Origin of the sequence: Nannocystis sp. (genome assembly GCF_016714285.1) — a bacterium.
Taxonomy (GTDB): Bacteria; Myxococcota_A; Polyangia; order Nannocystales; family Nannocystaceae; genus Nannocystis.
The window spans coordinates 627,807-650,667 of sequence record NZ_JADJNN010000002.1 but is presented as its reverse complement, the minus strand read 5'-3'; the positions used below and the strand labels follow the sequence as shown (position 1 = coordinate 650,667).

Below are 22,861 nucleotides of genomic sequence, written 5' to 3'. Positions count from 1 at the left end.
AAAATCTGTAATGCCCGCCGGGCTCGCGTCACTGACAACAGTCACCCCCTGTTGAAACAAGAGGAGCGCGAGTCATGCGGAGCCATCCATCCCTCCATCGCCTTGGTCTGTCCGTCGTCGGCGTCGCCTTCACGGCCCTGTTCGCCTGCGACCCCAACACCAGCGACCGATCGCTCGAGTCCCAGCACGAGGACTGCGGCTGTCAGCCCAAGCCCGACAAGCCCCACCACAAGCCCCACCACAAGCCCGGCCCCAAGCCCGAGAAGCCCGATCACCCAGACAAGCCCGATCAGGGCGAGTGCGGCCCCGACGGCCCCCAGCCCGAGTGCCACGCCGCGTTCCACCTCTGCGTCGACAAGGGCGGCACCAAGGACGAGTGCGCCCCGCTGCTCGACATGTGCAAGCCCCCCGGCGACAAGCCACCGCCGCCCGCCGACGACTGCAAGCAGCAGTTCGTCGACTGCATCGATCAGGGCGCCCCGCCCGAGAAGTGTCAGCCGCTCCTCGACGCCTGCCAGCCCCCGCCGCCTCCCCCGCAGGAGGGTGGCTGCGACGCCGACTTCAAGAAGTGCGTCGAGCTCGGCGGCACGGACGAAGGCTGCGCGCCGATCTTGAAGCTGTGCGGCTGCTACCCCCAGCCCCAGCCGCCCCCGCCCGGCGACGACTGCAAGCCGCAGTACGACCAGTGCATCAAGGAGGGCACCCCCGCGGAGAAGTGCGAGATCCTCCTGCAGAGCTGCCAGCCCCAGCCGCCCCCGCCGCAGCCCGACGACTGCAAGGCTCAGTACGAGGACTGCGTCCAGCAAGGCTACGGCCCGGAGAAGTGCGAGCCGATCCTCCTGCAGTGCCAGCCGCCCGATCCCAACCCCGAGCCGCCCGCCGACTGCGAAGCGCAGTACGCCGAGTGCCTCGACCAGGGCGTGGCCAAGGAGGACTGCGCGCTGAAGTTCGACAGCTGCCAGCAGCAGAAGCCCTGAGGCCCCGCACCGCCGCCGCGGACCCTCGCAGTTCCGCGGCGAGGCGGCTATACACGCTCCGACGTGGCACCCACGTGGACGACGATCGCGCTGGCCCTGCTGGTGACGAGCCCCGAGCCGACGCCCCCCCAGGCGCCGGCCGTCTCGCGTTCCACCGTCCCCACTCCCCGCATCCGCGTGGCGATCCTCCGGAGCGACGGCTTCATCGAGCCCGCCGCGCTCGCCCAGGCGATCCACCTGCGCCTCCCCGCGGTCACGCTGGTCAGCGACGGCGAGCCCGTCCCCGCGGCCGACGAGGGCTCCCTGCGCGCCTTCATCGAGCTGCGCCACGACGAGTCCCAGCTGCTCCTCACCCTCATCCTCGCCGACGGCCGCGCCTACCTCCGCCAGCTCGAGCTCGACGCCGACGCCTCACCGCGACCCGTCGCCTCCGCCCTCGCCAACCTCGTCGCCGCCATCGAGGACGACACCGCCGTCCCCGATCAACAGGACGTCCCCGTCCCACCCGCCCTCCTCGAGGCACCGCAGCCACCTGTCCCAAAGGACATCCCCGCACCGGCACCCCCGCCACCCGCACCCGCCCCGCGCTGGCAGCTCGGCCCGATCCTGCGCGCCGGCGCCGGCCTCGGCCTCGCGCCCCCCGGCCTGCGCGGCGCCGGAGCCGGCCTCGGCCTCGACGCCCGCGCCCCCTCCGGCCTGCTGCTCGCAGCCGACCTCCAGTGGCTCACCCGCGCCGTCGACCACTTCCAGCTCCAGCGCCTGCGCGTCGGCCTCGGCCTCGGCTACGCGCTGCGCCGCGGCGGCTTCGAGCTCCCCGCCGCCGTCATGCTCGGCGTCGAGACCTGGCGCCTCGGCAGCGGCCACGGCAAGGTCCCCCTGAGCTCCCCGGCCGGCAAACCAGGCCCCCTGCTCGGCCTCGGCCTGCGCCTCTCACCCGGCTACAGCGCACCGATCGGCCGCGCTGGCGCCCGCCTGCGGGTCGGCGCCCGCCTCGAGCTGTGGAGCAGCGGCCAGGCCAACGCCCACCTGCGCCGCCCCGTCCTCCGCCTCCCCAACACCACCACCGAGCTCGGCGGCCTCGAGCTCGGCCTCGGCCTCGAGATCGGCGTCTGGTTCCCGGTCGGACCTGGCCTCCGACTCAGGTCCAAAAGACCAGGTCCCTGAGGACATGTCCCAAGGACCAGCTTGCTCACCCTGACCTGTCCCCCGCGACGCCCCGGACCTGTCCCATCAGACATGCCCCTCGGGCCACCTCGCCACGCTCGCCTCGCGCCGCCGCATGCGGTAGCCTGCCCTCGCGCATGCTCCGGCTCCGCCTGCCGCTGATCGTCCTCCTGCTCGCCCCCGCGGCCGCCCGCGCCGAGCTCCCGGACGGCCACTGGCAGCTGCTCACGCACGCCGTCCCGCCGACCCTCGCCCCCGGCGCGCAGGTCGAGGTCGAGGTCACGCTGCAGAACCGCACCGCCCTCACCTGGTCCGAGGAGAAGCAGGACCGCCTCGCCTACCACTGGCGCAACCTCGACGGCAGCGTGCTCGAGTGGGACGGCGCCCGCACGCAGCTGCCCGCCCCGCTCCCCCCGGGCCAGCAGGTCCGCCTGCTCGCCACCGTCCGCGCCCCGACCACCCCCGGCCGCTACTACCTGCAGTTCGAACCGGTCCGCGAGCACCGGCGCTGGTGGGGCCCCGCGAGCTTCACCCACGACCTGCTGATCCCCGTCGAGGTCGTCGCCAGCGACGCCGAACTCGCGTGGTCGATCGACCCGCCCCCGCCGCTCCCACCGCTCGCCGCCGGCGAACAAATCGCCGTCCCCCTCCGCCTCCGCAACACCGGCGACACCACCTGGTCGCCCGCCGCCGGTGACCGCCTCAGCTACCACTGGCAGGACGCCGACGGCCGCCGCAGCGAGGGCATCCGCACCGCCCTCCCCGGCCCCGTGGCGCCGAACACCAGCGTCGAACTCAGCGCTCGCCTCGAGGCCCCACCCACCCCGGGCACCTACACCCTCGAGTGGGAGCCCGTCCGCGAGCACGTCCGCTGGCTCGGCCCGCCCACCGCCGGCGAACGCAGCAGCACCACCACGATCGGCCCGGCCCGCGACCGCATCGAGGTCGAGGCCGAGCTCCCGGAGCTCCACGCCCGCAGCGTCAGCGAGCTCGACGTCCTCGTCACCAACCGCGGCGACGACTGGCCCGAAGACCACGGCCTCGCCCTCAGCTACCACTGGCGCGACGCCACCGGCCAGATCGTCGACTACGACGGCCTGCGCACCCCGCTCCCACCGCTCGCCCGCGACGAGGAAGTGATCGTCGACGCCCGCGTGCAAGGCCCACCCACCCCCGGCCCACACACCCTCGAGTGGGCCGCCGTCCGCGAGAACATCGGCTGGTACGAGACCGACCCGCCCGCCGCGCTCCCCGTCGATGTCCTGCCGCCCCTGCTCGCCTGGGAGCTGCGCGCGGCCGACTGGCCGTGGACCTTGCCGGTCGGCCGCGAAGAGCTCGTCCACCTCCGGATCCGCAACACCGGCACGGCCACCCTCTCGCCGCGCACGGCCGACCGCCTCTCTTACCGCTGGCGCAGCCCCGACGGCATCGCGGTCGGTGAGGACGGCCTGCGCAGCGAGCTCCCGGGCGACATCCCCCCCGGCACCAGCGCCAGCGTCACCCTCCGCGTCGCCGGCCCGACCGAGGCCGGCCCCTACACCCTCGAGCTCGGCCTCGTCCGCGAACACGTCGCCTGGGCCGCCCCGCCGAGCGCTGGCTTGCCGATCTCGGCCGCCGTGTTCGTCACCCGCCGCAGCGACCTCGCCCAGCTCCTCCTCCTCGCCGCCACCCTCGCCCTCGTCGTCCAGGCCCGCCGCCGCCGCCTCGGCCCCGCCGCCCTCCGCCGCCTCCCCGTCTTGTGGAGCTGGGCCGCCACCCTCGTCCTCGGCCTGTCCTTCGCCGACCTCGCCGGCCTGCCACCCTGGCGCGGCGGCCTGGCGATCTCCGTCTCGGCCGCGTCCTTGCCGGCCCTCCTCGTCCTCGCCACGCCCGGCCGCGCCCGGCCGACCGCGGCCTTCCTCCTCAGCCTCCTCACCGCCGCCCTCCTCTTCGCCGACCTCCTGTACATGCAGCTGCTCGGCAGCATCGTCCCCGTCCAGGCCCTCATCGCCAGCCATCAGGTCGGCGACATCGGCGGCAGCATCGCCGCCCTGTCCGTCCCGGCCCACCGCTGGCTCGCCGTCCCAGCCCTCGCCGGCCTCCTCCTCGCGCTCGCCTGGCCACGTGTCCCAAGAGACAGCTCACGACGGACAGCAACCCCGCGTGGCCACGACGGTCGCGACAGCTCACCGCGCGCCGCAACTTTGGCCCTCGCCCTCCTCGCCCCGCTGCCCTTCGCGATCGCCATGGCCGCCGCGATGGCCGGCCCGCTCGGCGACCGCGTGTTCTCCGAACAGCACAACGTCGGCCGCTTCGGGGTCATCGGCGCCCACGCCTTCGACGTCCTCCGCACCGCCCGCGAACGCCTGCTGCGCAGCGAGCTCACCCCGCTCGAGCACGCCGCGATCGCCAACTTCTTCCTCCGCCGCCCGCCCCCACCACCAGATCCAGGCTTCGCCGTCGCCCACAACGCGAACCTCCTGCTCATCCAGGCCGAGGCCCTCCAGGGCTGGGTGATCGGCGCCCAGATCGACGGCCAGCCGGTCACACCCTTCCTCAACCAACTCCGCGACCGCGCCCTCACCTACCACGACCTCGCCGACGAGACCGCCCAGGGCATGACCTCCGACGCCGAGTACGCCGTCCTCAACTCCCAGCTCCCCCTCGGCCAGGGCGCCGTCGCCTTCCTCCGCGCCGACAACCACTTCCTCACCCTCGCCCACGTCCTCCGCGACCACGGCTACAGCACCCTCTCCGCCCACCCCTTTAAAAAGGGCTTCTGGAACCGCGCCGTCCTCCACCCCCGCTACGGCTTCCAGCGCTCCCTCTTCAGCGAAGAACTCGGCCCCGGCCCCACCATCGGCTGGGGCCTCGCCGACGACGCCTTCTTCCGCCGCATGCTCCCCGAGCTCGCCGCGACCCCACGCCCCTTCTTCGCCTTCCTCGTCACCCTCAGCCTCCACCACCCCTACGACCACTTCCCCGCCGACCTCAAGCGCCTCCAGCTCGGCGCCCTCGAGGGCAGCGCCCTCGGCAACTACCTCCACGGCGTCCACCACCTCGACCGATCGCTCGCCGAACTCTTCACCAACCTCGCCGACGCCGGCCTCGCCGACAACACCGTCATCGCGATCTACGGCGACCACGACAGCCGCCTCCCGCTCACCCCGGAGCTGCTGCGACTCGCCGGCATCACCGCCTGGTCGCCCGCCGTCCCGCTCCAGCTCGACCGCATCGCCGGCCTCGTCGTCTTGCCCAAGGGCCCGGTCCACGGCGGCGTGAGCACCGTCGGCGGCCACATCGACCTCGCCCCGACCCTGCTCCACTACCTCGGCATCCCCGCCCCGCGCAGCTTCGCCGGCGCCGTCCTCCTGCCCGGCCAGCACGACCCCGGCTTCGCAGTCTTCGCCGACGGCTCGGCGATCGGTGAGGGCCGCGCCTTCGTGACCGCGGGCCGCGGCATCCCCAGCGCCGGCGCCTGCTTCGAACACCCCTCCTGGCGCCCCCTCCCGCTCGCAGCGTGCAAGACCCTGACCGCCCGCGCCCAGCAGACCCTCACCCGCTCGCGCGCCGTCGCCGACCACGACCTCGCCCGCTCGCTCAGCCTGCCACTCGCCACGGGCCCGAGCCCCTGACATTGGCGAAGTGCCTTGATTCGCCGACCCGATCGCCCGGGCACCGTGGCGGACGCACGCGATGTCGTCGGTAAACTCGACGACCTCGTGACAACGCTCAGACCGGCAGCAGCCACACGTCCTCGTTGGGACGGGTGCCATGATAACGAAGGCGCTCGAGCGGCTGCTCACCGTCGACCATACCTGCAGCCCGCTCGAGATCGACAAATTGGTGCGTGGGAGCGCGTGCGAAGGCCCAACCGGCCCGCTCGCTCGCCGCACCCTGGCGGGCCGGACGGATCATGCCCTGATAGTAGAGCATGTGATCAAAGCGAGCCTCGTCGTGCAGAATGCCGTCGTGCACATGCGTGGTCGGGAAATAGATGCGATCGGTCCAGCGCCGGGGAAAGTGCAGGCCGATCGGGTGGTCCTCGTGATACCCGGGCCGGAACTGAATCACCGCGAAGCCCCAATCTGCATAGCCCGGGAGCTGGTCCCAGATCGCCTGCGGGAGGCGAAAGCAGCGATCGAGACGCGAGAAGTCGGCCAGGGTCGGCACGTAAGAGGCCACGAAGCTGCCCACCTTGTGCACCTTCAGCGGCGGCGCGTCATCGGCGAAGAGATTTTTGAGGTCGTACTCCGGGTCGTGGATCGGCCGGCCGCCCGCCATGCACGCGACCAGGTCCGTGAACAGCGTCGGATACTGCGACAGGTCGACGAACCCCGCCGCGTCCTCGGGCGAGCCCGCGGGCACCGGCAAGGGCAGGATCATCGCCACCGCCCCCGCCGTCTCGAGGTGCATCGAATAGGCCAGCCACTGCCGCGCTCCATCGCCTCGGGCGAAGATCTTGGTCTCCGAAATACTCAGGTTGGGGGCCAGCAACTCGTCGGCGCTGAGCAAGCACATCTCCGCAGGTTCTTTCGTCCGGTCGCCGTTGTCAAACAACGCCGCCCAGCCCGGCCTCTCCCTCTCCTCACCCGCGCAGCATCGCCGCCAAAAACGGCGGCGGCGCGGCCAGTAACTCGCCCACCGCCCCCTCCGCGACCACCCGCCCCGCGTCGAGCACAAGCATCCGGTCCGCCACCGCCCGCGCGTCGTCGAGGTCGTGCGTGACCAGCAGCTTGACCCCCGGCGCCGCCGCCAGCCACCCGCGCAGCAGCGACCGCGCGGCCCCCCTCGCCTCGACATCGAGCGCCGACATCGGCTCATCCAGCAGCAGCAGCGGCGGCCGGCCGATCATCGCCCGCGCCAGCGCGACCCGCTGCGCCTGCCCGCCCGACAGCTCCCCCGGCCGCCGCGTCGCCACCTCCGCGAGCTCGAAGCGCCCCAGCCAGCGCAGCGCCTCCGCCCGCGCCACCCCACGCGCCACCCCACGCGCTTCCAGCCCGTACGCCACGTTTTCCACCGCCGACAGCGACGGAAACAGCGCCAGCCCCTGAAACACCACCCCGAGCCCGCGCGCCTGCGGCGGCAAGCGCAGCCCCGGCACCCGCTCGAGCACCCGCCCCGCCAGCGTCACGCTCCCGCGGGAGATCGGCAGCAACCCCGCCAGCAGCTCCACGACCGTCGATTTCCCCGACCCGTTCGGCCCCACCAGCGCCGTCGTGCAGCCCTCTGGCAGCTCACAGTCCAGCGCCAGCGCGAAGCCCCCGCGCCGCAGCTCCGCGTCGATCACCAACCCCGCGCTCATCGCCGACCGATCTGCCCGCGCAGGACCGTCAAGAGGGTCAAGGACACCGCCAGCAACACCAGCCCGAGCACCACCGCCGCCTCGGGGTCGGTCTGCAGCGCGTCGTACACCGCGAGCGGCATCGTCTGCGTCCGCCCCTCGAGATTGCCCGCGAAGGTGATCGTCGCCCCGAACTCACCGAGCCCGCGCGCCCAGCACAGCGCCATCCCGGCCGCCAGCGCCGGACGGATCGCCGGCAGCGTCACGGTCCGCAAGATCCGCCAGCGCGTCGCCCCGAGCGTCGCCGCGGCCTGCTCCAGCCGCGGGTCGACCCCCGCCAGCGCCGCCTCGAGCGTCATCACCAAAAACGGCATCGACACGAAGGTCACCGCCAGCACCGCCCCGGCCGTCGTGAACGGCAACACCACCCCGACCCCCGCGAGCGCCTCCCCGAGCACACCCCGCCGCCCAAACGCCGACAACAGCGCGATCCCCCCGACCACCGGCGGCAACACCATCGGCAAGCTCACCAAACCCCGCACCAGCGTCCGCCCCGGAAACTCCACCCGCGCCAGCAAGTACGCCAGCGGAAACCCGATCACCACACACAAGCCGAGCGCGATCACCGATACCTCGAGCGACAACCACAGCGCCGCCCGCACCCCCGCCGACCCGAGCTGCCGCCACAACCCCGCCACCGACGCCCGACTCACCAACCCCAGCAGCGGCAACACAAAGAACACCACCCCGACCCCACCCAGCACCGCCAGCACCGCATGCGCCTGCCCCGGACGACCTGTCCGTAACACCATGTCCCCAGAGCCAGCCCCGCCCGACCTGTCCCCAGAGCCAGCCCCGCCCGACCTGTCCCCGGAGCCAACCATCTCGTCCGCCCGCCTCACGGCGGCAAGAACCCGTGCCGCGCCAGCGCAGCCTGCCCCGGGGGCGCCTGCAGCTCGGCCACAAAGTCCCGCGCCAGCGCCGGCTCCGGGCTGTCCTTCAGGACAGCCACCTCGTAGCTCGGCGTCACTTTCACCGCCAGCGGCACCACATGCAGCTTGTCGACCACCGCCGGCGTCACGTCGGTCGCGTACACCACTCCGGCGTCCGCCTCGCCCGCGCTGACCTTGCCGACCACCCCGCGCACGTTCTCCTCGTTCGACACCAGGTTCGCCAGCGCCGCCTCGGCCACCCCGAGCTCCTGCAACGCCTGGCGCGCATAGCTGCCCGCCGGCACCCCCGGCCCAGCCAGCACCAGACGCAGCCCCGGCCGCCCGAGCTCGCCGGGTCCCACGATCGCCGCCCCCGCCGGCGAGATGAGCACCAGCCGGTTGCTAGCGAAGCGCAGCCCCGCCGCGACCCGCCCGCCAGCGATCGCCCGCCGCATCTGCGCCTCGTCGGCCGCCGCGAACACATCGACCGGCGCCCCCTCCTCGATCTGCCCCGCGAGGATCTGCGAGCCCGCAAAATTGAAGACCACGTCGACCCCCGGGTGCGCTCGCCTCAAAGCCCGACTCGATCTCCGCGAACACCTCCTTGAGGGACATCGCCGCCGACACCTTCAGCTCGCGCGTCGTCGGCCCGCCGCACGCCAGCGCCGCGCAGCCCACGATCGTCGCGACCCCGCGCCAGCCGAACATCGCCCGCGAGGATAGCGACGCCGCGCCCGCGAGCGCAATGCCGCCCCGCATTGGACCCTCGCCCGACCCCGCGGTATATCCCGCCGGCCATGCCCGCGAGCCCGCATCCAGCCCGCCGCCACATCGCCCGCCCACCACCGCCGGCTCGCCACCCGCCCTCGCTCGCATCCTGGCCTCGCTCGCCGCCGGCCTCCCTCCCCTCGCCTCGCCTGCTCGCCGTACCGCCTCGCGACCCCGCCGCCCGACCCGCTCGCCGTCACCCAGCCCTTCACCGCCTACCTCGACGGCATGGCCAGCGTGTGCATGATCCGCACCGCCAGGATCGCCATGGCGGTCACCTTCGTGGTCCGCGACAACGACATGCTGGTCGGCGCCACCCGCGGACCCAGCTACTTCTGCTACCGCGCCGAGCCCGGCCGCCACCGCATCGCCATCGCCAGCGACGACGGCGAGCAGCGCTTCGACGTCACCCTCGAGCTGCGCGGCCGCTACTACCTCGACCTCGGCCTCCTCTACCGCCTCGGCTTCGTCGTCCCGCAGGGCCGATGGATCGACGAGGCCGACGCCACCGCCCTGGTCCAGCGCAGCGAGCACCAGGTCCTCCAGGGTGCCCCCGCCCGCGAGGCCCTGCTCATCGGCACCGACGTCGCCGGCGCGCTCGCCCCCTGATCGCGACCTTTGATACCCTGCGCGCCGGCCGCCTCGGGACCCGGAGCTGCGGCACCCCCCGCCGCGCCGCCCCCCCCCCCCCCCCCCCCCCCCCCCCCCCCCCCCCCCCCCCCCCCCCCCCCCCCCCCCCCCCCCCCCCCCCCCCCCCCCCCCCCCCCCCCCCGCTAACCCAGCAGCGCCCGCGCGATGACCAGCTTCTGCACCTCGGTCGTCCCCTCGTAGATCCGCAGCGCACGGATCTCCCGGTACAGCCGCTCCGGCACCTCACCGACCGTCACCCCGCGCCCGCCAAAACTCTGCACCGCGCGATCGATGGTCCGCTGCGCCGACTCGGTCGCGTGCATCTTGGCCATCGCCGCCAGCTCGGGCGCCCCGCGCCCCTCGTCGCGCGCCCCCGCGGCCCGGTACACCAGCAGCTGCGCCGCCACGTGCTCCGTCGCCACATCCGCCAGCGCGAACTGCAGCCCCTGCTGCGTCGCCAGCGGCTGCCCGAACTGCACCCGCGACTTCAGGTGCGCCACCGTCTCGCCCAGCGCCCGGTCGGCGAGCCCCAGCGCCGCCGCCCCGACCGTCACGCGAAACACCTCGAGGTTGGCCAGCGCGATCTTCAGCCCCTCGCCGTACGCCCCGACCCGATGCTCCGCTGGCACCTCCACATCGTCCAGCGCGAGCGCACCGATCGGGTGCGGCGCGATCACCTTCGTCGCCGTGATCTTCAGCCCCGGCGCGTCACCAGACAGCCAGAACGCCCCAAAGCGCGGCCGCTCCGGCGGGCTGTCGGCCTCCCGCGCGAACACCACGTAGCTGTCCGCCACCCCCGCGTTGCTAATGAAGCACTTGCCCCCGCGCAGGCGCACCCCGTCGGCCGTCGCCGTCGCCGTCGTGCGCATGTTCTTGATGTCCGAGCCCGCCTCCGGCTCGGTCAACGCGAACGCGCAGATCGCCGCCCCGCTGGCCACCCGCGGCAGCAGGGCCGCCCGCAGCCCCTCCGGCCCCGCCATCGTCACCGGGTTCGAGCCGAGCCCCTGCATCACGAAGGCGTTGTCCAGCGCCCCGCTCTCGCGCGCCAACCACTGCCGGATGATGCAGATCGGCGTCGACAGCAGTCGCTCCATCGCCCCGCCGTGCGCCGCCGGCACCATCCAGCGCAGCAGCCCCGCATCCGCCAGCAGACGCACGTACTCGCGGGTCGCCCCCGCCTCGTCCCGCTCGTCCACCGGCGCCGCCCGCAGCCCCGCCGTGAAGCGCTCGAGCACGTCCTCGAGCTCGCGCCACCGCCCCAGATCCCCGAGCACCGTCCCGAGCGCGCGGTCGAGGATGCGTGGCGTACAGATCGCGTTCATACCTGTCCCTCCGGACATGTCCTTCAGCGCCAACGCGGCGCCCGCTTGTCCTGCCGCGCCCGGTCGGCCTCCTGGAAGTCCGGGTGCTGCATGCACAGCGTCTGCGCCTGGGCCTCGGCCTCGATCGCGTCGGTGAAGCCCATCTCGAGCTCCTGCTGCAGCATCGTCTTGGTCATGCGGTTGGCGAAGTGCGGCCCCGCGGCGACCCGCGCCGCCAGCTCGAACGCCGCCCGGTCGACCGCGTCGCGGTCCGGATCGTCGACCACCACCCGATTCGCCAGCCCGATCTGCAGGCAGCGGTCGGCCGGCACCCGGTCCCCGAGCAGCAAGATCTCCGACGCGTTCCCCAGCCCGACCACCCGCGGCAGCAACCAGCTCGCCCCCATGTCCGCCCCCGACAGCCCGACCTGCGGGAACAGGAACGAGAAGAAGCTCCCCTGCCCCATCACCCGCAGGTCCGACGCCAGCGCCATCACGGCCCCCGCGCCCGCCGCCACCCGCTTCACGCTGGCCACGATCGGCAGCTTGCAGCGCCGCATCGCATGAATGAGCTCCCCCGTCATCCGCGTGAAGCGCAGCAGCCCCTCCGTGTCGCGCTCGAACAGCCGCGTGATGATGTCGTCGACGTCCCCGCCGCTGCAGAACGCCCGCCCCTCCCCCTGCAGCACCAGCGCCCGCGCCCCCTCCGGGTCGTGGCTGCGCCGCTCGACCACCATGAACAGGTCCGTCAGCTCGCGGTACACCTCGAAGGTCAGCGCGTTGAAGCGGTCGGGCCGCGACAGCGTGATCACCCCGACCCGCGCGCGCTCCTCGTAGCGGAACGAACGCGGCCGCGGCAGCTCGAGCGGGCGCAGGTCCGGCGGATGACCCGTACTCACGACGCCGCTCCTTCCGTCGGCTCGCCCGCCCCCGATGGTGGCAGCACCGCCAGCGCCTGGATCTCCACCTTCGCCCGATCCTCGAGCAGCCCCTTCACCTCGAGCAGCGCCATCGCCGGGTAGTGCCGCCCCAGCAGCGCCCGGTAGGCCTGCCCGACCTCCGTCAGCGCCGCGATGTACTCCCGCTTGTCGGTCACGTAGATCGTCAGCGAAACGACGTGCTCCGGCCGCCCGCCGGCCGCCCGCACCACGTCGCACACATTGCCGAGCGCCTGGCGAAACTGGGCCACAAACGAGTCGCCGACGATCTGCTCCTTCTCGTCCCAGCCGATCATCCCGGCCACCGCGAGCAGCTCACCCCGCGCCGCCACCCCGTTGCTGTACCCCCGCGGCCGCGGCCAACCAGGCGGGACGATCGTTCGCGGGCTCTCGGACATGCGCGGCAGTGTGGCAGGCAGCCCGCGAGACCTCAATACCGCCGCGCTTGACCCCGCCGCCCCGCGCGTCGATCCTGCCCTCGTGCCCAGCGACAGCGACAGCCTGCAGCCCGGCCGCCTCGCCCCGATCTTCCTGCTGACCGCGCTGATCCACGGCGCCGCGCTGGTCACCCGCTTCGACGTCATCCGCGACATGCTGCCCGAGTACGTGCACGCCGCCGTGCTCACCACCCAGCTCCCGCTGCTCCTGATCACCGGCTACTTCGAGAGCCGCCTCGACTACGGGCCGGCGATGCCCGGCTTCCCGGTGTGGATGCAGATCCGGTCGCGCCCCGTGAAGTGGTCGCTCACCCTCGCCTTCACCTACCTCGCCGTCTTCGCCCTCCAGACCCTCGACTGGTCGTTCGGCCCCATCGACCCGACCCCACCGCTCGAGTGGCCCACCGCCCAGCGCGCCCAGTGGTTCTTCACCTTCACCTTCGGCATGGCCTTCGCCAACTACCTCGCCGCGACCAGCATCCTGGTCCCCGCCCTGCGCGTGATCAGCAAGCCCCTGCGCCGCCTCCCCACCCTCGTCGCCCTGCTGCTCCTCGCGGCCGCCGGCCTCGGCCTCAGCCTCGCCGCCCTCCAGGCCATCGCCGTCCGCAACGGCCCCCTCGTCGCCGAGCTGCTCGCCGCCTACGAGGCCGCCCGCCGCGACCCCGTCCTCGCCGCCGGCCTCAGCCTCGCCGCGATCCTCGGGCCCGCCCTGCTCGCCTGGCTCTCCGGCGCCCTCCGCCGCAAGCCCACCGAAGCTGCCCGCACCGACAGCTAAAGCTCTCGATCGCAACCTGGCCACAGCCTTAGCCACGGCCACACCTCGATCTGGCGACCGTCGTTGCCGATCGCGGGCCAACGGCGCCCGCTTCGCCGACTTTCTCCAACAATTTCAATCCGAAGCACCGCGGCACAACGCTCGCACAGGGGCCGGCAACCTTTCGCAAGGACCACCACCATGCTGCTCTCGCTTCGCACCACCCTTCGCTCCCTCTCCCTGCTCATCGCCACCGTCGCCTTCGCGCCAGGCTGCGACGGCGAGGAGTACGAGGCGCTCGGCCTCACGGTCGAGGACATCGACGCCATGTCGGAGGACGAGCTCGACCAGCTGGCCGCGATCGACGAGCTCAGCGCGCCGCTGCCCGCGGACGAGCCCAGCCACCAGCGCCCCGACGCCGTCGATGCGCTCGGCAACCCGATCCACTTCACCCACGTCGACGCCGACTCGCTGGGTGAGATCCGCAACCCGATCCACTTCACCCACGCCGACGCCGACTCGCTGGGTGAGATCCGCAACCCGATCCACTTCACCCACGCCCACAAGCGTCCGGGCGCCGTCCCCACCATCACCAACCCGATCCGCCGGACCCACAACAGCGACGGCGTCGCCAACAACGCCGTCGGCGAGCTGGTGAGCGAGGTCGACGACGGCTGCGACACCCACGGCGACGACCCCGACTACACCAACCGCTAACACCACAACCTGTCCCAAAAGTCAGCCGGCCACGGCGCGTCCCCCAAGGCGCCGTGGCCGGCCGCGTTTGTGGCCGGGCACGAACCTGCACCCAGAGTCTAGTTTTCTGTGTGACCTGGCACGCAGCCCCTGCGGTCCCGAGCTGACCGTGCACTGACCGTTCACGCCGCCGGCGTCGCCGCGAGCTGCTTGGCGAACTCGTCGAGCTCCGTCGAGATCGCCCGCATGAAGCGGCGCTTCTCGTGATACGGCAGGAACGCGCTCTTGAAGCCGTTGAGGATCACCTGGCGCAGCTCGGTGAAGTCGAAGTCGAGCTCCGTGTGGATGTGGTGCAGCTCCTTCGAGACCGTCGTGTCCGTGATCAGCCGGTTGTCCGTGTTGATCGTGATGCGCGCCCCGAGGTTGAAGTAGAGGCGCAGCGGGTGCTCGGCGATGCTGGGCACCGCGCCGGTCTGCACGTTCGACGACGGGCAGCACTCGAGCGGGATGCGGTGGTCGACCACATAACGCAGGAGGTCGCCGTCCTCGCGCAGACGGCAGCCGTGACCGATGCGGTGGGCCCCGCACACGTGCAAGGCCTGGGCGATCGACGCCGGCCCGTACGCCTCGCCGGCGTGGATCGTGACGTTGATGTTGTTCTGCCGGACCAGCGCGAACGCCTCGCTGTGGGCCTTCGGCGGGTGGTCGTACTCCGCCCCCGCGAGGTCGAAGCCGACCACCCCGCGGTTCTTGTACGCGACCACCAGCTCGGCCATGCGCAGCGAGGACTCCGGCGAGATGTTCCGGATCCCGCACACGATCAGGCTGCTCTCGATGTTGTGGTCGGTCTGCGCGTCGTGCAGCCCGCGCAGCACCGTCTCCACCACCTTGGTCAGCTTCAGCTTGCGCCGCGTGTGCAGCATCGGCGCGTAGCGGACCTCCATGTAGCGCACGTTCTCCGCCGCCGCGTCGGCCGCCAACTCGTAGGCCACGCGGTACAGCGACTCCTCGTCCTGCAGCACCTGCAGCGTCAGGTCGAAGGCCTTGAGGTACTCGACCAGGCTGCCAGTGTTGCGCCCGAGCCCCATCGCCTGCTTGAGCTCCTCCGGCGTGTCGGCCGGTAATGGCACGCCCTGCGCCTTCGCAAGCTCGATCAGGGTCGTGATCCGCATCGACCCGTCGAGGTGCACGTGCAGGTCAGTCTTCGGCAGCTTCTCGATCAGCGCGAGCGACAGCGTGGCCACGGTCACTCCGCCTTTCTGTACACCTCGGGCCGCAGCACGCCGATAAACGGCAGGTTGCGGTAGCGCCCGCGGTAGTCGAGCCCGTAGCCGACCACGAACTCGTTGGGGCAGTGGAAGCCGACGTAGTCGACCTCGACCTCCCGCTTGCGGGCCTCCCGCTTGTCGAGCAGCGCGCACACCTTCAGCGACGCCGGCTGGCGCGTCCGCAGGTTCTCGTAGAGGTAGTGCAGCGTCAGCCCGGTGTCGACGATGTCCTCGACGACGATCACGTGCCGCCCCGCGATCGAGGTGTTCAGGTCCTTGAGGATCCGTACCACCCCCGAGCTCGAGGTGCGGTCGCCGTACGACGACACCGCCATGAAGTCGACCTCGAGCGCCAGGTTCATCGCCCGCACCAGGTCGGCGATGAACGGGAAGCTCCCGCTCAAGATCCCCACCAGCAGCGGGTCCTTCTCCACGTAGTCGGCCGCGAGCTGACGCCCCAGCTGGCCGACGCGCGCGGCGATCTGCGCCTCGCTCAGCAGCACCTGCGAGAGGTCGTTCGTCAGACCTCCGGTCCACACGTCGGAATTCGCCTCGTTCATCGCGCGCAGCATAAGCCCAAACCACCCGCACCTTGAGCCCGCTCGCGCGTGAGGCTAGGCTCGCCGCGATGCCTGTCCACACGTTCACCCGGCCGCGCGGCGAGCTCGTCAGCCTCACCATCAACTCCGCCGCCCTGCGTGACAACCTCCTGCGCGACCCCTGCGAGCGCCAGGTCCTCGTCTACCTCCCGCCCGACTACCACAGCGAGAGCTCCGCCCGCACCCGCTACCCCGTCTTCATCGACCTCGCCAGCTTCTCCAGCTCCGGCCTGCGCCGCGTCGCCTGGACCGGCTTCGGCGAGAGCACCCCGCAACGCATCGACCGCCTCGTCGCCAGCGACGCGATGGGCCCCGTCATCGCCGTCTTCCCCGACTGCTTCACCTCGCTGGGCGGCAACCAGTACATCGACTCGCCCGTCACCGGCCGCTGGGCGACCTTCCTCATCGACGAGCTCGTGCCGCGCATCGAGGCCGAGTTCCGCGTCATCCCCGGCCGAGAGGGCCGGGCGCTCCACGGCAAGTCGAGCGGCGGCTACGGGGCGCTGGTCCACGGCATGCGCCGTCCGGACGTCTGGGGCGCCGTCGCCTGCCACTCCGGCGACATGGCCTTCGACCTGGTCTACCGCCCCGACCTCCCGCGCGCCCTCGACGTGCTCGCGCGCAGCAACAACAGCGTGTCCGACTTCCTCGATCGCATCGCCGCCACCAACAAGCACAGCGGCCCCGACTTCACCGCCCTCACGATCGTCGCCATGGCCGCCAGCTACGACCCGCAGCCCGGCGAGCCCCGCGGCGTGCGCCTCCCCGTCGACCTCCACACCTGCGAGCTCGACCCCGCCGCCTGGGCCCGCTGGCTCGCCCACGACCCCCTGCGCATGATCGAGGATCCCAGCTGCCAGGAGAACCTTCGTGCCCTCCGCGGCCTCTACATCGACGTCGGCTCGCGCGACCAGTACATGCTGCACTACGGCGCCCGCGCCCTGGTCCGCCGCCTCCAGGCCGCCCAGATCGACCACCGCTACGAAGAGTTCCCCGACGACCACAACAACACCGACTACCGCCTCGACCTGTCCCTCCCGTACCTCTACGACGCCCTCACCCGCGCCCGCTGACCGCCGTCCTCCCGGCGCTCCCGTCGTGGCGTGGCGTCGTGCTGGCGCCACCTGTCCCCGGGGACAGGCCCTGGCGCCCTCGCCGAGATCTCGAGTATGCTCGCGCCGCCATGCAGCGCGCCGTGAACCGCCTCCTCGCACCTCCGGCCTTCGCCCTCTCGCTCGCCTGCAACCTCAACGATCCGGGCCTGGTCGCGAGCGAGCCCGTGAAGCTCGAGGCCGCCACGGACAAGGCGATCGGGATCCAGGAGGCCAACATGTACGACCAGAAAACCGCGGCCGCGATCGTCGTCAAGACGCAGCAGTTCGCCCCCGCTGAGCTCAGCGCGGACCTCAGCGGCCTCCCCGAGTCGGAGCGCGCGGCCCTCGACAAGCTGATCGCCGCCGCCCGCCTGATGGACCCGATCCTCGACCGCCAGTCCTGGGCCGGCACGCCCACGCTCCACACCAAGCTCCGCGAGGACGGCACCGCACTCGGCCGCGCCTCGCTCGCGTACTTCGAGATCATGCGCGGCCCCTGGGACCGCCAGGATCACAACAGGCCCTTCGCCATCGAGAAGCCCCACCCGCCCGGCGCCGGCTTCTACCCCGAGGACATGAGCGCCGCCGAGTTCAAGCAGTGGGTCGCCGAACACCCGGCCGATCGCGCCGCCTTCGAGAGCCTCACCACGATCATCCAGCGCGGCTCGATCGGCCTGGTCGCGCAGCCCTACAGCCAGGCCTTCAAGCGCTGGCTCGACCCCGCCGCCGCGCTCCTGCGCGAGGCCGCCGAGCTGACCCAGAACGCGTCGCTCAAGCGCTTCCTCCGCTCGCGCGCCGACGCCTTCGCCAGCGACGACTACTACCAGAGCGACAAGGACTGGATGGACCTCGACAGCCCCGTCGAGATCACCATCGGCCCCTACGAGACCTACGAGGACGAGCTGCTCGGCCTCAAGGCCACCTTCGAGGCCTTCGTCACCGTCAGCGACCCCAAGGCCTCCGCCGACCTCGCCCGCTTCAAGAACTACCTCCCGGACATGGAGCAGCACCTGCCGATCGAAGAGGCCATGAAGACCAAGCGCGGCAGCGAGTCGCCGATCCGCGTGGTCGACCTCGTGTTCACCGCCGGCGACGCCCGCAAGTCGGTCCAGACGATCGCCTTCAACCTCCCCAACGACGAGAAGGTCCGCGCCGAGAAGGGCGCCAAGAAGGTGCTCCTCCGCAACCTCATCGCCACCAAGTTCAACGTCATCATGCGCCCGATCGGCGAGCGCGTGCTCGACAGCAGCCAGGTGGTCCACCTCGACGACCAGGCCTTCTTCCAGGAGGTCCTGTTCCACGAGCTCTCGCACAGCCTCGGCCCCGCCTTCACCACCGCTCGAGTCGGCGCAGGCGTCGCCGGCAAGCAGGTCGACGTCCGCCTCGCCCTCGAGGGCAGCTACTCGGCGCTCGAGGAGGCCAAGGCCGACGTCATGGGCGCCTACAACGTCCTCTACATGATCGAACGCGGCGAGTTCCCGCCGACCCTGCGTGACAAGCTGCTGGTCTCCTACTTCGCCGGCCTGTTCCGCAGCGTCCGCTTCGGCGTCGCCGAGGCCCACGGCAAGGGCGCCGCCCTCCAGATCAACCGCCTCGTCGAGGCCGGCGCCGCCACCGTCGACCCCACCACCGGCAAGTTCAAGGTCGACCTCGGCAAGATCGAGGGCGCCATCGCCGTGCTCGTCCGCGACATATGCACGATCCAGCACAACGGCGACAAGCCGGCCGCCGAGGCCCTCCTGACCAAGTACGGCCAGGTCTCCCCGGCCATCCAGCGCGCCCTCGACGGCCTCGCCGGCATCCCCGTCGACATCCGTCCCGTCTACCCCGTGGCCGGCGAGATCCTCCCCAAGTAGGCCCAAGTAGGCCCGGATAGCCTGATACCCTGCCGCCCGTGCCCGCCGACGAACGCCCCGCCCATCGGCCGCTGCGCGAGCTCGCCGGCGACCTCCTGACCCAAAGGTCAGCCTCGATCGGCAGCGACCGCCTGCTCGAGGTCTTCCTCGACTGGGTCACCGAGAACAACCTCGAGCTGTACCCCGCGCAGGAGGAGGCGATCCTCGAGGTCTTCGCCGGGCGCCACGTCATCCTCAACACGCCGACCGGCTCGGGCAAGTCGCTGGTCGCGGTGGCCATGCACCTGTCGTCGATGGCCCGCGGCCGGCGCTCGTTCTACACCTGCCCGATCAAGGCGCTCGTCAGCGAGAAGTTCTTCGCCCTGTGCCGCGACTTCGGGCCCGAGAACGTCGGCATGCTCACCGGCGACGCCAGCGTCAACGCCGACGCCCCGATCATCTGCTGCACCGCGGAGATCCTCGCCAACATGGCGCTGCGCGACGGCCGGGCCGCCCGCGTCGACGACGTGATCATGGACGAGTTCCACTACTACTCCGACCGCGACCGCGGCATCGCCTGGCAGCTCCCGCTGCTCACCCTCCCCTACGCCAGCTTCATGCTGATGTCGGCCACCCTCGGCGACACCAGCAAGCTCGCCGACTCGCTCAAGCAGATGACCGGGCGCGAGGTCGCGGTGGTGCGCTCGGCGGTGCGGCCCGTGCCGCTCGACTTCGAGTACCGCGAGACCCCGCTGCACGAGACCCTGGCCTACCTGCTCGACCGCGGGCGCTCACCGATCTACATCGTCAACTTCACCCAGCGCGAGTGCGCCGAGGAGGCGCAGAACCTGATGAGCCTGCAGCTCGTCACTCGCGAGGAGAAGCAGGCGATCGCCGAGGCCCTGCACGGCTTTCGCTTCGACACCCCCTTCGGCAAGGAGATCTCCGGCTTCATCCGCAACGGCATCGGCCTGCACCACGCCGGCCTGCTGCCCAAGTACCGCCTGCTGGTCGAACAGCTGGCCCAGCAGGGCAAGCTGCGGGTCATCTGCGGCACCGACACCCTCGGCGTCGGCGTCAACATCCCGATCCGCACCGTCCTGTTCACCAAGCTGTGCAAGTTCGACGGCGAGAACACGGCGATCCTCAGCGTCCGCGACTTCAAGCAGATCGCCGGGCGAGCCGGCCGCAAGGGCTTCGACACCCAGGGCTACGTCGTCTGCCAGGCGCCCGCCCACGTCATCGAGAACAAGCGCCTCGAGTCGAAGGCCACCGGCGCCGACGGCAAGAAGAAGAAGTTCGTCCGCCGCAACCCGCCCGATCGCGGCTATGTCCCGTGGGACAGGAGCACCTTCGAGAAGCTCATCACCAGCGAGCCCGAGCCGCTGCGCTCGCGCTTCCAGGTCACCCACGGCATGATCCTTAACCTCCTGCAGTCGCCGCTCAACGAGAGCGCCTGGGGCGGCGGCTACCGGCGCCTGGTCGAGATCGTCGCCACCGCCCACGACGAGGCGCGGGCCAAGTCCCGCAACCGCCGCGAGTCCGCCGTGCTGTTCCGGGCGCTGCGCAGCGCCGGCATCATCCACCTGGTCCGCCTCGACCAGCGCCGCCCCGACAGCCGCGGCCGCGCCGTCCGCATCGACGCCGACCTGCAGCGCGACTTCTCGCTGAACCACACCCTCTCGCTGTGGCTGCTCGACGCCAGCAAGCGGCTCGAGCTGGTCTCCGAGGGCTACGCGCTCAACACCCTCTCGCTGATCGAGGCGATGCTCGAGAACCCGGCCGTGATCCTTCAGGCGCAGGAGAACAAGCTGAAGGGCGAGAAGATCGCCGAGCTCAAGGCCAGCGGCGTCGAGTACGAGGAGCGCATGGCCGAGCTGGAGAAGATCTCCTACCCCAAGCCCTGCGCCGAGTTCATCTACGACACCTTCAACGAGTTCGTGCTCCACCACCCCTGGGTCGCCCGCGAGAGCATCCGCCCCAAGTCGATCGTCCGCGACATGGTCGAGCGCTTCGTCGCCTTCAACGACTACGTCAAGGAGCTCGGCCTCCAGCGCAGCGAGGGCGTGCTCCTGCGCTACCTGATGCAGGCCTACAAGGTGCTGTCCCAGACGATCCCCGAGGCCGCCAAGACCGACGAGATCCACGACATCGTCGGCTTCCTCCGCGCCATGTTCGCCCACGTCGACAGCAGCCTGCTGCAAGAGTGGGAGCGCATGCTCCACCCGCCCGTCGCCACACCAGGCGCCGAGCCGGTCGGCCCGCGTCACCTCGGCGAGGACAGCAAGGCCTTCGCCGCCCGCGTGCGCGCCGAGCTGCACGCGCTGGTCCGGGCGCTCGCGCTGCGCGAGTGGGACGCGGCCGAGGGCATGGTCCAGCAGAGCCCGGACGACCCCTGGCCGGCCCAGCGCTTCGAGCGGACCATGGCCGAGTACTACGCCGAGTACCCCGAGCTGCGCTACGACCACGGCGCCCGCTTCCCCAAGTTCACGCTCGTCGAGCCCGAGGGCGACCGTCAGTGGCGCGTGCGCCAGACCTTGCTCGACCCCGAGGACGACAACCTGTGGGGCCTCGAGGGCGTCATCGACCTGCGTGACGACCCCTTCCCCGAGGGGCCGTTGATCCGCCTGCGCTCGCTCGGCGCGTGAGCTTCGGTCACCACCTCAGCCGAAGCGCAGGTGCGGCAGCAACAGCGCCCCGCAGGCGAAGATGATGAACAGCCCGGCGAGGTCGAGCAGCACGCCGAAGCGCATCATCGATCCGATGCGGATCTTGCCGGTGCCGTAGGCGATCGCGTTCGGCGGCGTCGAGACCGGCAGCATGAACGCGAAGCTCGCGGCCATGGTCACGCACAGCACCAGCGGCAGCGGGTCGTGACCGCCGGCCTGGGCGATGGCGATGAGCACCGGCACCATCATGCTCGTGGTCGCCACGTTGCTGGTGATCTCGGTCAACACCAGCACCAGCGCCGTGCTGAAGAACAGCAGCCCCAGCGGCGACTGGGCCAGCGGTCCCACCGCCGCCAGCGCGCCGCCGGCCATCGCCTTCGCCAGCCCCGTCTCGAACATCAGCTTGCCGAGCGAGAGCCCGCCGCCGAGCAGCAGCAGCGTGCTCCAGTCGAGCTGCATCGCCCGCTCCCACGCCAGCACCGGCTTGCCGTCGCCCTTGCCGCTCGGCAGCAGGCACAGCAGCACGCCGCACAGCAGCGCCACCACGCCCTCGTCGAGGCCGCCGTTGGCCCACGCGGTCCAGGCGTGACCTGGCCCAAGAGACAGCTTGAGCACGGCCGGCGTCAGCCAGCCGAACACCGCGAGCATGAACACCGCGGCGGCCCTTCGCTCCCCGGCGGACATCGGCCCGAGCCGGGCCAGCTCGGCCTCGACGTTGTCGGCCAGCGCGCCCAGCCGAGCGATCGGCGAGGGGAAGCGCCAGGCGGCGTAGAGCAGGACGACGCCGAGGGTGATCGCGCTGGTCGGCAGGGCGAAGCTCATCCACTGGAAGAAGTCGATGCGCAGGTGCAGCTGGCTCTCGAGCATGCCGAGAGCGATCACGTTGGGCGCGGTGCCGACGGGCGTGGCGATGCCGCCGAGCGAGGCGGCGTAGGTGAGGCCGAGCAGCATGCCCTCGGCGTGGCGGTCGAAGCGGGGCTGGTCCTCCACCGGCGCGGCGGCGCGGATCGTCCGGCACAGGCCCAGGGCGACGGGGATCATCATCGCGGTGGTCGCGGTGTTGGAGATCCACATCGACATCAGGTAGGTCGCGACGGCGATCGCAGCGCTGGCGCGGGCAGGCGAGCCGGCGACCCAGCGCCGTCCCAGCAGCCACAGCGCGGCGCGGCGGTCGAGGCCCTGCTCGGCGAGCCCGAGCGCGAGCATGAAGCCGCCCATGAACAGGAAGATCAGCGGGCTCGCCAGCGGCGCGAGGGCGTCGGTCGCATCGGTGACGCCGAGCAACACCGCCAGCGCCGGCGCCAGCAGGGCCGCGGCCGCCAGCGGGATCGCCTCGGTGATCCACAGGATCACCGTCAAGCTCGTGATCGCCGCGAGCGCGTGGGCCTGCGGCGTGAGCCCCGGCAGCGGCAAGGCGGACATCGCCACGAAGACCAGCGGCGCGACGATCTGCCCCAAACGCCGCCGCTTCGCCTCGAAGCGGGCCTCGGCCTCCGTGCGTGACTCGAGCACCGGGCGCAGCATCGCCGCGTTCAC

At 71.8% G+C, this 22,861-nt stretch carries 19 protein-coding genes; 9 read left to right on the top strand and 10 right to left on the bottom strand.

The features are described from left to right. Window positions 1-74: 74 nt before the first annotated feature. The 3 genes from IPJ59_RS06910 (at window position 75) to IPJ59_RS06900 (ending at window position 5,755) form a co-directional block, all read left to right on the top strand. Window positions 75-977 (top strand): hypothetical protein, encoded by a 903-nt coding sequence (locus IPJ59_RS06910; protein ID WP_293270332.1) that lies wholly within the window; start codon window positions 75-77, stop codon window positions 975-977. Between the two features lie 63 nt (window positions 978-1,040). After that, complete coding sequence (locus IPJ59_RS06905) at window positions 1,041-2,141, top strand: hypothetical protein (RefSeq protein ID WP_293270330.1); 1,101 nt, start codon at window positions 1,041-1,043, stop codon at window positions 2,139-2,141. A gap of 137 nt (window positions 2,142-2,278) precedes the next feature. Continuing rightward, the gene (locus IPJ59_RS06900) at window positions 2,279-5,755 is read left to right on the top strand and encodes a sulfatase-like hydrolase/transferase (protein ID WP_293270328.1); all 3,477 of its coding nucleotides are present in this window, start codon (window positions 2,279-2,281) and stop codon (window positions 5,753-5,755) included. Between the two features lie 97 nt (window positions 5,756-5,852). Here the strand turns inward: IPJ59_RS06900 and IPJ59_RS06895 are convergent, their stop codons facing one another. The 4 genes from IPJ59_RS06895 to modA form a co-directional block, all read right to left on the bottom strand. Beyond that, the gene (locus IPJ59_RS06895) at window positions 5,853-6,635 is read right to left on the bottom strand and encodes a hypothetical protein (protein ID WP_293248575.1); all 783 of its coding nucleotides are present in this window, start codon (window positions 6,633-6,635) and stop codon (window positions 5,853-5,855) included. Window positions 6,636-6,708: 73 nt separating this feature from the next. Then, window positions 6,709-7,425, bottom strand: coding sequence for an ABC transporter ATP-binding protein (locus IPJ59_RS06890; RefSeq protein ID WP_293270326.1), 717 nt, complete (start codon window positions 7,423-7,425; stop codon window positions 6,709-6,711). Continuing rightward, entirely contained in the window at window positions 7,422-8,216 is a 795-nt protein-coding gene (locus tag IPJ59_RS06885; RefSeq protein ID WP_293270324.1) for an ABC transporter permease, read from the bottom strand. Before IPJ59_RS06885 ends, IPJ59_RS06890 begins: the two co-directional genes overlap by 4 nt. Window positions 8,217-8,302: 86 nt before the next feature. Next, window positions 8,303-8,911, bottom strand: coding sequence for a molybdate ABC transporter substrate-binding protein (modA, locus tag IPJ59_RS06880; RefSeq protein WP_293270322.1), 609 nt, complete (start codon window positions 8,909-8,911; stop codon window positions 8,303-8,305). Between the two features lie 421 nt (window positions 8,912-9,332). On the opposite strand from modA, the gene IPJ59_RS06875 reads away from it, so the two are divergent. Continuing rightward, complete coding sequence (locus IPJ59_RS06875; protein WP_293270320.1) at window positions 9,333-9,713, top strand: hypothetical protein; 381 nt, start codon at window positions 9,333-9,335, stop codon at window positions 9,711-9,713. Between the two features lie 164 nt (window positions 9,714-9,877). On the opposite strand, the gene IPJ59_RS06870 is transcribed toward IPJ59_RS06875, so the two are convergent. From IPJ59_RS06870 to IPJ59_RS06860, 3 genes are read right to left on the bottom strand one after another with little or no spacing between them, the layout of a single operon-like run. Continuing rightward, the gene (locus IPJ59_RS06870; RefSeq protein WP_293270318.1) at window positions 9,878-11,056 is read right to left on the bottom strand and encodes an acyl-CoA dehydrogenase family protein; all 1,179 of its coding nucleotides are present in this window, start codon (window positions 11,054-11,056) and stop codon (window positions 9,878-9,880) included. Window positions 11,057-11,079: 23 nt separating this feature from the next. Further along, window positions 11,080-11,934, bottom strand: coding sequence for an enoyl-CoA hydratase family protein (locus tag IPJ59_RS06865; protein ID WP_293270316.1), 855 nt, complete (start codon window positions 11,932-11,934; stop codon window positions 11,080-11,082). Next, window positions 11,931-12,371, bottom strand: a complete 441-nt coding sequence (locus IPJ59_RS06860; RefSeq protein WP_293248595.1) for a RidA family protein — start codon at window positions 12,369-12,371, stop codon at window positions 11,931-11,933. The genes IPJ59_RS06865 and IPJ59_RS06860 overlap by 4 nt, the downstream gene beginning before the upstream one ends. 82 nt (window positions 12,372-12,453) lie before the next feature. Between IPJ59_RS06860 and IPJ59_RS06855 the strand changes: the two genes are divergently transcribed. Both IPJ59_RS06855 and IPJ59_RS06850 read left to right on the top strand, forming a co-directional pair. Then, the gene (locus IPJ59_RS06855; RefSeq protein ID WP_293248597.1) at window positions 12,454-13,185 is read left to right on the top strand and encodes a hypothetical protein; all 732 of its coding nucleotides are present in this window, start codon (window positions 12,454-12,456) and stop codon (window positions 13,183-13,185) included. 180 nt (window positions 13,186-13,365) lie between these two features. Next, on the top strand, window positions 13,366-13,881 hold the full coding sequence (locus tag IPJ59_RS06850) for a hypothetical protein (RefSeq protein ID WP_293270315.1): 516 nt from the start codon (window positions 13,366-13,368) through the stop codon (window positions 13,879-13,881). A 161-nt stretch (window positions 13,882-14,042) separates the two neighbouring features. Here the strand turns inward: IPJ59_RS06850 and add are convergent, their stop codons facing one another. Together add and hpt are read right to left on the bottom strand one after the other, a co-directional pair. Beyond that, window positions 14,043-15,104, bottom strand: coding sequence for an adenosine deaminase (add, locus tag IPJ59_RS06845; protein WP_293270313.1), 1,062 nt, complete (start codon window positions 15,102-15,104; stop codon window positions 14,043-14,045). A gap of 2 nt (window positions 15,105-15,106) precedes the next feature. Continuing rightward, window positions 15,107-15,688, bottom strand: a complete 582-nt coding sequence (hpt, locus tag IPJ59_RS06840; protein ID WP_293248606.1) for a hypoxanthine phosphoribosyltransferase — start codon at window positions 15,686-15,688, stop codon at window positions 15,107-15,109. Window positions 15,689-15,756: 68 nt separating this feature from the next. On the opposite strand from hpt, the gene IPJ59_RS06835 reads away from it, so the two are divergent. The 3 genes from IPJ59_RS06835 (at window position 15,757) to IPJ59_RS06825 (ending at window position 21,304) form a co-directional block, all read left to right on the top strand. Continuing rightward, entirely contained in the window at window positions 15,757-16,800 is a 1,044-nt protein-coding gene (locus IPJ59_RS06835; RefSeq protein WP_293248609.1) for an alpha/beta hydrolase, read from the top strand. A 110-nt stretch (window positions 16,801-16,910) separates the two neighbouring features. Then, window positions 16,911-18,677, top strand: coding sequence for a dipeptidyl-peptidase 3 family protein (locus tag IPJ59_RS06830; protein ID WP_293270311.1), 1,767 nt, complete (start codon window positions 16,911-16,913; stop codon window positions 18,675-18,677). A 38-nt stretch (window positions 18,678-18,715) separates the two neighbouring features. Then, window positions 18,716-21,304, top strand: a complete 2,589-nt coding sequence (locus IPJ59_RS06825) for a DEAD/DEAH box helicase (RefSeq protein WP_293270309.1) — start codon at window positions 18,716-18,718, stop codon at window positions 21,302-21,304. A 15-nt stretch (window positions 21,305-21,319) separates the two neighbouring features. On the opposite strand, the gene IPJ59_RS06820 is transcribed toward IPJ59_RS06825, so the two are convergent. Further along, on the bottom strand, window positions 21,320-22,861 hold the full coding sequence (locus IPJ59_RS06820) for an SLC13 family permease (RefSeq protein WP_293270307.1): 1,542 nt from the start codon (window positions 22,859-22,861) through the stop codon (window positions 21,320-21,322).